Genomic DNA, 12,309 nt, shown 5'->3' with positions numbered 1-12,309 from the left:
TCAAAAGAAGAATGACTTGTTCCAGTTCTTTTTAAGTGGTTTGAAATTGACTATTATATAAGCTGGCGTAAAGAGTCGGAGCTTGTAATAGTTCCTGATGCGTTCCTTTTTCAATAATATCGCCATTTTTCATCACTAAAATTAAATCAGCATTTTCAATCGTGGATAATCGATGAGCGATAACGAAGCTTGTTCGATTTTCTGTGACAGTTTCCATCGCTTTTTGAATATGGGCTTCTGTTCGTGTGTCCACACTCGAAGTTGCTTCATCGAGAATAACAACGGGCGGATTTGCTAAAATGATTCGGGCGATGGTTAATAACTGTTGTTGCCCTTGTGATAATGCACCATTTTCGCTAGAAATAATTGTGTCATATCCTTGAGGAAGGGTCCGAATAAAATGATCACATTGAGCAATTTTAGCTGCTTCAATTATTTCTTCACGAGAAGCATCTTTTTTTCCATAGGCAATATTATCTGCTACGGTTCCTTCAAATAGCCAAGTGTTTTGTAAAACCATGCCAAATAAATTTCTTAGATTTTGTCGAGAAAGTTTCGTAATATCAATCCCATCAAAAGTAATGGCACCTTGATTTATTTCATAGAAACGCATTAATAAGTTGACTAATGTTGTTTTACCAGCGCCGGTGGGTCCTACAATGGCCACTGTTTTTTTCGGTTGAACAGAAAAATCAACATTCTTCATTAAAATTTTTTCTGGTGTGTAGCCAAATTGAACATTTTTAAATTCAATGGCTCCTTTAGGAGAAGAAATAGTTTCTAAATGAGTTGCTTCTGGCTGTTCATCAGCTTCATCTAAGATAACAAAAATCCGATCAATGGAAGCCATCGCTGCTTGAATTGAGTTAATGACATAAGAAGCGGTAGAAATCGGCTCAGAAATTTGGTTGATATATTGCAAATACGCTTGCAAGAAACCAATCGTAATACCACCAGATAAAACGAGCATTGCGCCTAAGATAGCACTAATAATAAAAGCCAACTGATTAATAAAACGAATAGCTGGATAAATCGCAAAATTTAGAAACTGTGCTTTTTTAAAGGCACGATAATGTTGTTGATTAACAGCATCAATTGTTTTTTCAGCATTTTGCTGTTGATTAAAGGTTTTTGTGACCAAATTTCCTGCTAAATATTCTTCCATCTTATTATTTAATTGACCTAATTCAGCTTGACTTTGATCAGCAAACACCTTGTTTTTATTCGCAATTTTTGTCGTCATGAAAGTACTGCCGCCAATTAGCAGCAACACTAAAATGGTTAATTTTGCATCAATATAGAACAACATGATTCCTGCAAAAAGGATAGTCACGACGGAAGTGAAAAATTGGTTGATGCCTGTTAAAAGAACTTGTGACAATTGGTTTAAGCCAGTTGTTGAACGACTAATGATATCGCCCACTTGGTGATTGTCAAAGAAGGCCATTGGTAAAGTTTTAAACTTTTTTGTCACTTCTTTTCTAATTCTTAAAGTAACCCGTTCGCTTAAAGAAGCCATTGCTCGTTCCTGAATAAAAGAAGTGATACTACTAATGATTGAAAAGAGAATTAAAAGTAAGACGGGACCTAAGAGCGCTTCTTCAACTAAAGGAAGTGTCATACCTTTGAGCCCGACACGCTTGATAGCTTCTAAGAGGTTATCAATCCCGATTGCCATAATATAGGTCATGGCAACAATTAATAAGTTTCCAATTAAACTGCAGATCATTAGACCATAAAAGATTGGATGCTCAGGTTTAATCATTTTCCAGAAACGTTTAAAGCTTTGAAGATTCATTGTTTTTTTCATTGTATGGCTTGAAAAGAAAACTTTCTTTCAAGCAGTCACATCCTTTCTTTAATTACTTGGGTAAGATACCTTGCGATTTAGCAAAGTCTTGGTAATAGCTATTAGTGGTAAGTAAATCAGCGTGGGTGCCTTGACCAACAATCCTTCCTTCATCTAGGACGATAATATTGTCAGCGTTCATGATTGTACTTAACCGTTGAGCAACAATGAGTAAAGTTTTGTCCGACATTTGTGCATGTAAAGCGGCACGTAGAGCGGCATCAGTTTTGTAATCTAATGCGGAAAAGCTATCATCGAAAATATAAACGTCTGCCGGTTTGATTAAGGCTCGTGCAATACACATTCTTTGTTTTTGACCACCAGAATAGTTGGACCCGCCTTGTGCTACGAAACTTTCAATCCCTTGTGGTAAGGAATCGATAAATTCAGAAGATTGTGAAATTTCTAGTGCCGTTCTTATTTCTTCTGTAGTTGCTTCGGCATTTCCCATTAATAAGTTTGATAAGATTGTCCCACTGAAAAGAAAGGCTTTTTGTGGCACATAACTGATGACTTGGCGAATCGTTTGCTGAGATAATGAGCGGATATCTGTGCCAGAATAGCTAATCGTGCCGGCTGTGACATCATTTATTCGTAAAAGTAACTTAACTAAAGTACTTTTACCAGCGCCAGTTGCACCAACAATCGCCGTTGTTTTTCCTTTAGGAATGACAAAACTAACACTTTCTAAAACAGGATCAGCTGTTTCTGTGTATTGAAACGTGACGTGATCGAAGCAAATCAAGGCTTTCTCAGGATGATAAGCAATGGTTGCTTCAGTGTGAGGATCGCTAATTTCAATTTCTTCTGACAAAACTTCTTGCAAGCGATTCAAGGAAGCAACGGACCGTGGAATGACAACTAATACCATAGCCGCGATCATTAAGTAGGCCAAAGTTAGAAGCGTATATTCAATCACAGCTGTAACGGTGCCAATTTGTAGGGTGCCTACTGCAACTAAATTACCGCCAAACCACAAAATAGAGGCGTACACAACGCCCATTAATAAAAAGGCAACGGGAGTAATCCAAGCAAAGATTTGATTCACTTTACTCATGCGTTCAGCATAATTTTTAAATGTTTGATTGGTTCGCTGCTCTTCAAAATCTTGATTATTGAACGCACGAATCATATTAATTCCAGTAAAGAACTCTCGTAAAGTCGTAGTAATTCGATCCATTTTTGGTTGAATTTTTAAAGATAAAGGGGTACCTTTTTTCATTAAAAAATAAACAACGACTAAGTAAAATACGATGGAAGCCAATGTTACCCAAGCGAGTGAAACTGAATAAGAAAATGTCATCACTAAGGCAAATAAACTAATAATAGGCGCTGGAAAGATTAATTGGCAAAACAGCACAATCATTGTTTGAACATTATCTACATCGTTGGTCATTCTAGTTAGCAAAGAATTTGAACCAAATTTATCAACATTTTTCATCGAGAATTGTTGAAATTTTTTAAAGAACAATCCTCTAACTTGAAAACCAAATTTAGCAGCTACTAAAGCAGACAAATAGCTAGAAATAATTGCGGCAATTGTTCCAATGAATGCCACAAGAAACATTTGTATGCCAATCGTTTTAATTACTTGTTGGTCACCGCTAACGATGCCCACATCAATCAACTTGCCAACTAATTTAGGGACGCCAAGGGTTCCTGCGATTTGCAAACAGATGGTTAAAGTTGTCGCAAGAACAATCCATTTATTTTCTTTAATAAACTCTTTCATTAATTTCATGAAATTTCCTCCTTAAACAATACCGTTTTAGCTGTTACAAAGAGTCATTGTACACGTTCAAGTAACTTGAATGTCAACAGTAGAAATGCTAAACTTTTTGATGGAGGGAACAGTATGGAAAAAAATTACACAATAAAAGATGTTTCTGAGTTGTTAAATATCCCTAAGTCCACGATTCGTTATTGGGACGAGCAAGGGTTGATTAGTACAACACGCAATGAAGAAAACGGATATCGAACCTTTGATTTAGAAGATTTGTTCAAAATATATGATATTGATTTTTATCGAAAAATGGGGATTCCTATCAAAGATATGTTGAATTTATATAAAAAGACACCTACCGATCTCTATGCCACCATGGAAGCAACAGAAGAACAACTGGGGCAAGAAATAAAAAGGCTTCAACATAAATACAAAGAAATCAAGAAAAGAAAATTACATTTACATGCGTTAATTGATTTAGAAACATTGGTTTTTTCAGATGAACCAATTCCTTTTGATAAAATTGTTGTTGTTGATATTGAGGATCCAGAAGAGATGAAAGTTTACATGGAACACATTTCAACTTTAGGTATTTACGGGGATTTAAGTGAATCCAATGAACTGACGTATGGGATTTGTTTGGCAAATCATGTGAATAAAAAAAGTTTAGATAAAGTGATTTGGCTCAAAGAATCAAGTAGCCAATACAAAGGCTTTATTTTAAAAGTCAATACACAAGATACCCGTTTGAATAATATCGAAGAAGTAAAAAAGCGTTTAGCAAAACAAGGATTTGAAACAGGCATCGTTGTCGGAGAGCATATCTTGACACAACTAGAAGAGGAAAATCAATATATTGAATATTATTATGGTTGGATTGAAATTTTAGGGGAAAAGTAAAACAATTAAAAAAGGAACTAGCAATAGCAAATGTAGCTAAGCTAGTTTCTTTTTTTGGTAAATGTAATGAAAATTACATGAAAAAATTTTTAGTTTTTAAAACAATTTAGAACGAATGTTATTAAAGGGAAAACAATAAAAAAATTACTCTTAAAGCTAGAACTTACCTATGTTTGTATTTTTTTAGGGAAAGTCAATATATTTGCTTCATATAAAACGTGTTATTTAATTCACGATTTTTTGTTGAAATATCGGGTTTTTTTCTTTTTTTAGCTAATATAATGTGTTACTTTTTGATTATAAGGAGAAACGGAAAATCGTACGTTAAAAAAAGTTGTTGTAGCTAAATAAAGAAAGAATTGAAGGTTGAAAAGTATTTTATGGAGGTGGATGTTGAGAAACAATTAGTAATTGTAAAAGTTGTTTGAAGATGATTTGTTTAAGTAAATGAAAAGAACGAAGGAGAATGTAAATGAATAAAGCAGTTAAAAATTTTGTGAGTTACCTTATGATTACCATGCTGTTTATTTTAAATTTGTTACCAATGATGAACGCATTTGCTCAAGAAGTAACAAGTGATGCTGAGAAGACTGTTGAAAAAGACGGGCTCAAAGTAATAGGGAAAATAGAAGATACATCGTCTCAAGAAGATATTAAAACGGTCACTTACGAAGTAACAAATACGCGAGATGTACCAATCAAAGATCTCATTTTAAAACAAAAAAATACCAATGATAGTCCAATCAAATTTGTTTTAGATACTTTAAGTGAAGAGCGAGGACCTACGTCTTTAGAAGAACAAGCAAAGGTTGAAACAAATGAGAAAGATCAAACAACCGATATTAAACTGCTTAACTTTCAACCAAATTCGACAAGAAAGATTACCATAAATGGGCAAATAACTACAAAAGCGTCGAGCAAGTTATTGGTCAGCGTACTAATAGAAGATAATGAAAAAGGAACACTAGTAATTGATTTACCTAGTAAAGATATACTAGCAGATAAAGAGTCGGTTTCGAAGGAAAAACAGGAAACTTCAGAAACAAAAGTAGAAAATCAGGCAAACGAAACAGTCTCTTCTACAAATGAAATGACCTCAACTACTAGTAACGAAACAAAGCCTGAAGCAGGAAAGGCGACAGAAAGTATTCAAGAGACTGCACTAACGCAGGCTACCGAAAGTCCTGAGCAACCTCCATTAAAGGCGCAACCTACTGGTCCGTTAGTGCCACCAACACCTGGTCGGGGGTTTAATACACCGATTTATCAAAGCGTTCATAAAGGAGAACTTTTTTCAACGGGAAATACCAACTTAAAAATTGCGAATGAAAATACGGCGGCTGCGCAAACATTTTTAAACACACGAGGAGCAAGTAGTGGTTATGCAATTAACAATTTTCCTTTAGAATTTGCAGATGTTGACAATGATCCAAATACGTATAACTCTAGTCGGGCTTATATTGATTTAAATGGTGCAAAAGAGATTGCTTGGGCGGGCTTATTTTGGAGTGCATCTAGATATAAAGGCCCTGCTTACGGAACAAATCTTTCTGATGAAGAAATTAGTGCACCAGTTCAATTTACAACACCAAATGGAACCGTACAGCGTGTTTCGCCCCAAAGGTACCATCGTATCGATCAAGATGCAACAAACCCAGGACAACGTTTCGGGTACAATAACACTGGATTTTCTAATTATGCAGATGTAACTTCAATTTTACAAGGGGATAAAAGTGCGACAGGGAGTTATACGTTGGCAGATATTCCTATGACAAGTAGTTTAAATGGTCAATATCAATATTATAACTTTAGTGGTTGGAGTTTGTTTGTTGTTACAAAGGATCAGGCAAGTAAGTCAAGAGCTTTTAGTATTTACTATGGAGCACGTGGTAATGCTGCTGGAACCAATAATGAATTTACTATGAGCAACTTTTTAACAGCAAAACAAGGAAATCTTGATCCAATTGTGACCTGGTTTACTGTTCAAGGAGATAAATACTGGACTGGAGACAACGCACAAATTAAAAATAGCGCAGGAACTTGGGTAAATATTTCGAACACGCTCAATCCAGTTAATAATGCTATGAACGCAACTGTGACAGATAACGATGAACATATGGTAGATAAGTATCCAGGAAAATTTGCGCCGGATCATCCTAATTTTTTAGATATTGATATCGATCGTATGGCAATTCCCGAAGGTGTTTTAAATGCTGGACAAAACCAAATTAATTTTAGAACAACAAGTAGTGGTGACGATTATTCTACGAATGCGATTGGTTTTGCTGTAAACGCAGAAACGCCTGAATTTGAAATTAAGAAAGAAATTGTGGAACCAAAAGAAACTTACAAAGTTGGTGAAACAATCACGTATCGTGTCTCACTAAAAAATACAAAAGCTGATTCAGAAGCGATAAATTCAGTCTCGAAGGATGCACTAGATGGTCGCTTAAATTATTTGCCAGGCTCTTTAAAAGTTATTAGTGGACCAAATTCTGGTGAAAAAACGGATGCTTCAGGCGATGATCAAGCTGAATATGATGAAACCAATAAACAAATTATAGTCCGTGTCGGCAATGGTGCAACTGCTACACAAGGAGGTAGCTACAAAGCTGATACAGCTGAAACAATTTACGAATTTAAAGCGCAGATAAATGAACGAGCAAAAGCAAATGAATTAGTGCCTAATAGCGCAACCGTTGAGGCAGTAGATATTTTAACATCTGCAAAAGTCAACGAAACTTCTAATATAGTAGAAGCGAAAATTGCGGACGAACAAGTAACTGGCAAATTAACAGCAACAAAAACCGTTAATAACGCCAAACCAAAACTAGGCGAAACTATCGAGTACACAATTAGCTTCCGCAACACCATCGAAAATGGTGTCCTAAACAAAGTAGTTATCACAGACCAACTACCAAAAGGACTAACGTATGTCAAAGATAGCCTAACAAGTGTCGGTGATGCACCAAAACCTACCAGCTTGAAAGAAGCCAAAGGCACAATCACAGCGGAATACCCAAGTCTCACCGATACAAAAGAGCGGAGTATTCGCTTCAAAGTGATCGTTAACGAAGAAGCGAAAGCGGGCGAAACAATTCTCAACAAAGCCAAAGTAGATGACACAGTTAATCCACCAGAAGAACCAGAGGTGCCGGTGGTACCAGAAACGAACGCAGGCAAACTAGCCGCAACAAAAACCGTTAATAACGCCAAACCAAAACTAGGCGAAACTATCGAGTACACAATCAGTTTCCGCAACACCATCGAAAACGGCGTCCTAAACAAAGTAGTTATCACGGACCAACTACCAAAAGGGCTGACGTATGTCAAAGATAGCCTAACAAGTGTCGGTGATGAACCAAAACCAACCAGCTTGAAAGAAGCTAACGGTACAATCACAGCGGAATACCCAAGTCTCACCGATACAAAAGAGCGGAGTATTCGTTTCAAAGTGATTGTTAACGAAGAAGCCAAAGCGGGCGAAACAATTCTCAACAAAGCCAAAGTAGGTGACACAGTTAATCCGCCCGAAGAACCAGAGGTGCCCATTACACCCGAAGAACCAATCACACCTCGAGTAAAAGAAGGCAAACTAGCCGCTACCAAAACCGTTAATAACGCTAAACCAAAACTAGGGGAAGCAATCGAGTACACAATCAGTTTCCGCAACACCATCGAAAACGGCGTCCTAAACAAAGTAGTTATCACAGACCAACTACCAAAAGGACTGACGTATGTCAAAGATAGCCTAACAAGTGTCGGTGATGAACCAAAACCAACCAGCTTGAAAGAAATCAACGGCACAATCACAGCGGAATACCCAAGTCTCACTGATACAAAAGAGCGGAGTATTCGCTTCAAAGTGATCGTTAATGAAGAAGCGAAAGCGGGCGAAACAATTCTCAACAAAGCCAAAGTAGATGACACAGTTAATCCGCCCGAAGAACCAGAGGTGCCGGTGGTACCAGAAGCGAAAGAAGGCAAATTAACAGCAACAAAAACCGTTAATAACGCCAAACCAAAACTAGGCGAAACTATCGAGTACACAATTAGCTTCCGCAACACCATCGAAAATGGTGTCCTAAACAAAGTAGTTATCACAGACCAACTACCAAAAGGACTGACGTATGTCAAAGATAGCCTAACAAGTGTCGGTGATGAACCAAAACCAACCAGCTTGAAAGAAGCCAACGGCACAATCACAGCGGAATACCCAAGTATCACCGATACGAAAGAGCGGAGTATTCGCTTCAAAGTGATCGTTAATGAAGAAGCGAAAGCGGGCGAAACAATTCTCAACAAAGCCAAAGTAGATGACACAGTTAATCCGCCCGAAGAACCAGAGGTGCCCATTACGCCCGAAGAACCAATCACACCTCGAGTAAAAGAAGGCAAATTAACCGCAACAAAAACTGTTAATAACGCTAAACCAAAACTAGGCGAAACTATCGAATACACAATTAGCTTCCGCAACACCATCGAAAACGGCGTCCTAAACAAAGTGGTTATCACAGACCAACTACCAAAAGGACTGACGTATGTCAAAGATAGCCTAACAAGTGTCGGTGATGAACCAAAGCCAACCAACTTGAAAGAAGCCAACGGCACAATCACAGCGGAATACCCAAGTCTCACTGATACAAAAGAGCGGAGTATTCGCTTCAAAGTAATCGTTAACGAAGAAGTCAAGGCAGGCGAAACAATTCTCAACAAAGCCAAAGTAGATGACACAGTTAATCCACCAGAAGAACCAGAGGTGCCTGTGGTACCAGAAACGAACGCAGGCAAACTAGCCGCAACAAAAACCGTTAATAACGCCAAACCAAAACTAGGCGAAACTATCGAGTACACCATTAGCTTCCGCAACACCATCGAAAACGGCGTCCTAAACAAAGTAGTTATCACAGACCAACTACCAAAAGGACTGACGTATGTCAAAGATAGCCTAACAAGTGTCGGTGATGAACCCCAGCCAACCAGCTTGAAAGAAACTAACGGCACAATCACAGCGGAATACCCAAGTATCACCGATATGAAAGAACGGAGTATTCGTTTTAAAGTGATCGTTAATGAAGAAGCCAAGGCAGGCGAAATCATTCTCAACAAAGCCAAAGTAGGTGATGGCATCAATCCACCAGAAGAACCAGAAGTGCCCATTACGCCTGAAGAACCAGCGAAAAATAAAAAGGAAACAAAAAAAGTTGTTACAGACCAGAACAAACCTACAAAAAATAGTAAAAATGAAATTGCCATAAACAAGAAAGAAACGTCTAAATCATCCTATTTACCAAAAACAGGAGAAAAAGTCCAAAAAATATTTGCGTATCTGGGTGTAGGACTGATCTTAATTGTATTAATTCTCTATGTTATAAAGAGAAACAAAGAAAAAGAGGAGTAAACAAAATCGATTGTTTTAGAACGACTAATTAGCTGAAAATTTAAGAGTTGACGACATAAGTCAAAATGACCTATGTCGTCAACTCTTTTTGATTTATAACAAGAAATCCAACATATTGTGTGTGCATAAAGGCAAATAGAAAAATAGTAGTGAAATAGCTAGTAATAATAAAGAACCAGCTTGCATTAAAACTGCAAAAAAATAAACTACAATTAAACGAATTGCTCTAGTGTTTTTTACGGATAAAATTCAAAAATAGTCCTCCTCAAAAATAATTAGAGGATATCCTTTGTGAAACTATCAAGTTCTCAGATTTTATAAAACAAATACACGCTAGCAAAATCGCTTTATGAGTGAGGTTTAGCCAATTGTTTTTAAGGTTCTTAAACAGTTGTAAAAAAAATATCAGATAAACGTTTTCACAAAGAACAGTCATTTCGGTAAATTTTTACCTTAAAATGACACAAAATCTATAATTTGTTTCTCAAATCCTATAATTTGTTCCTTAAAAAGATATTATGAAAACGCTATTATATTTATGAAAGGAGCGAAACGAATGAAGAAGAAAAACGGGTTTTTTCAAAATGTATGGCGTTATAAGGCCTTAATCCTTATGGCGTTACCAGGATTTATCTGGTTTATATTTTTCTTCTATATACCAGTCTTAGCCAATGTGGTCGCATTTAAAGATTTTCATATTTCACCAGATGGTTTCTTAGCTAGTCTAAGAGAAAGTCCTTGGGTTGGTTTTGAAAACTTTAAATTTTTATTTGCGTCAAAAGATGCTTGGTTAATTACTAGAAACACCATTTTGTACAATGTCGTCTTTTTAGCCTTTAACTTATTCTTCGCGATTGCTTTTGCTATTATTATGAGTGAATTAAGAAATCGTCGCTTGGTTAAAGTTTATCACACGATGTCATTGCTACCATATTTCTTATCTTGGATGGTTATTAACTATTTTGTTTATGCCTTTTTAAGTCCAGATAAAGGGATTTTGAATCAATGGATTACTGGTAATGGCGGCACAATGATTAACTGGTATGCAGATCCACGTTGGTGGCCAGTAATTTTTGTCTTCCTAAATGTTTGGAAGAGTCTAGGCTACAACAGTATTATCTACTATGCTTCTGTGATGGGGATTGATCCGACATACTATGAAGCAGCGATGGTGGATGGTGCCAACAAATGGCAACAAATAAAAAATGTTACGATTCCACAAATTTTGCCAATGATGTCTGTTTTATTAATTTTAAACATCGGCGGTATCTTCAGAGCAGACTTTGGTTTGTTCTACATCGTACCAAGAAACTCAGGTGCGCTTTACAACGTGACAAGTGTGTTAGATACCTATATTTACAATGGCTTAACGGCTACTGGTGATGTAGGCATGACGGCAGCTGCAGCGTTATATCAATCTGTCGTTGGGGCATGTTTGTTATTAATTGCGAATTTAGTTGTTCGTCGAATTGAACCAGATTCAGCACTATTTTAGGAGGAAGGATTATGAAAAAGAAAAAAGTCACTAGCGTTAACGTTCGATCCTTCAACCCGACAGCGAATTTGATTTTCAATATTGTCATTGCTATTTTTGCTATTTCCTGTGTGGTTCCGTTTTTCTTTGTTATTATGATTTCATTGACAAGTGAAGGATCATTAGCAGCAAACGGCTACCGGTTTTGGCCAAAAGAATTTTCATTGGAGGCCTATCGTTACATTTTCCAAGGGGCAATGAGTCAACGCATTATTCATGCCTTAGGGGTAACGGTCTTCATTACTGTGACAGGGACGATTGTCAATGCAACAATGACGTCATTATATGCCTATGTCATTTCTCGTTCCAACTTTCCATTTAAAAAATTCTTTACATTGTTTGCGTTAATTACAATGTTATTTTCACCAGGGATGGTTGCGAACTATTTAGTAATGACAAACTTATTGCAATTGAAAGATACAATTTGGGCGTTAATTTTGCCTTTAGCTTTAGGACCATTTAATATTTTAGTGATGCGAACGTTTTTCAAGAAAACCGTGCCTGACAGTATTATTGAATCAGCACGTATTGATGGCGCAAGTGAAATGCGCATTTTTGTCAGCATTGTGTTACCACTAGCCGTTCCAGGGATTGCCACAATTAGTTTGTTTGCGGCTTTGGGTTATTGGAACGATTGGTTCAATGCGTTACTTTACATTCAAAAAGATACCTTGGTACCATTACAGTATTTATTGATGAAAATTCAAAACAACTTAGAGTTCTTATCAAGAAGTACGGATATGGGTGCAGCAGCACAAGAAGGCTTAGGCGTTCTACCAAGTGAATCGGCTCGAATGGCGATTGTTGTCTTATCTACGTTACCAATTGCGTTAACTTACCCATTCTTCCAAAAATATTTCGTGGGTGGTTTAACAATCGGCGGCGTGAAAGAATAAAATTGT

At 36.9% G+C, this 12,309-nt stretch carries 6 protein-coding genes; 4 read left to right on the top strand and 2 right to left on the bottom strand.

Annotated elements, in window-relative coordinates:
• Positions 1 to 31 precede the first annotated feature (31 nt).
• Together IGK27_RS08860 and IGK27_RS08855 are read right to left on the bottom strand one after the other, a co-directional pair.
• The gene (locus tag IGK27_RS08860) at positions 32 to 1,810 is read right to left on the bottom strand and encodes an ABC transporter ATP-binding protein (RefSeq protein ID WP_002374418.1); all 1,779 of its coding nucleotides are present in this window, start codon (positions 1,808 to 1,810) and stop codon (positions 32 to 34) included.
• A gap of 52 nt (positions 1,811 to 1,862) precedes the next feature.
• Positions 1,863 to 3,590, bottom strand: coding sequence for an ABC transporter ATP-binding protein (locus IGK27_RS08855; RefSeq protein ID WP_033626417.1), 1,728 nt, complete (start codon positions 3,588 to 3,590; stop codon positions 1,863 to 1,865).
• A 66-nt stretch (positions 3,591 to 3,656) separates the two neighbouring features.
• On the opposite strand from IGK27_RS08855, the gene IGK27_RS08850 reads away from it, so the two are divergent.
• The 4 genes from IGK27_RS08850 (at position 3,657) to IGK27_RS08835 (ending at position 12,303) form a co-directional block, all read left to right on the top strand.
• On the top strand, positions 3,657 to 4,472 hold the full coding sequence (locus IGK27_RS08850; RefSeq protein WP_002383586.1) for a MerR family transcriptional regulator: 816 nt from the start codon (positions 3,657 to 3,659) through the stop codon (positions 4,470 to 4,472).
• A gap of 472 nt (positions 4,473 to 4,944) precedes the next feature.
• Positions 4,945 to 9,873 carry an isopeptide-forming domain-containing fimbrial protein gene (locus IGK27_RS08845; protein ID WP_104857274.1) on the top strand — a complete coding sequence of 1,643 codons (4,929 nt, stop codon included), beginning with the start codon at positions 4,945 to 4,947 and terminating at the stop codon, positions 9,871 to 9,873.
• A gap of 538 nt (positions 9,874 to 10,411) precedes the next feature.
• A complete protein-coding gene (locus tag IGK27_RS08840; protein ID WP_002356852.1) occupies positions 10,412 to 11,368 on the top strand; it encodes an ABC transporter permease in 957 nt (318 codons plus the stop codon).
• A gap of 11 nt (positions 11,369 to 11,379) precedes the next feature.
• Positions 11,380 to 12,303: a carbohydrate ABC transporter permease gene (locus IGK27_RS08835; protein WP_002359877.1), complete on the top strand. Its 924-nt coding sequence runs from the start codon at positions 11,380 to 11,382 to the stop codon at positions 12,301 to 12,303.
• The last annotated feature ends 6 nt before the right edge of the window (positions 12,304 to 12,309 follow it).

Origin of the sequence: Enterococcus sp. DIV0236 (assembly GCF_050558525.1) — a bacterium.
In the GTDB taxonomy this organism is placed as follows: Bacteria; Bacillota; Bacilli; order Lactobacillales; family Enterococcaceae; genus Enterococcus; species Enterococcus faecalis.
The sequence above is the reverse complement of the archived record's forward strand: the minus strand, read 5'-3'. Positions and strand labels throughout refer to the sequence as shown.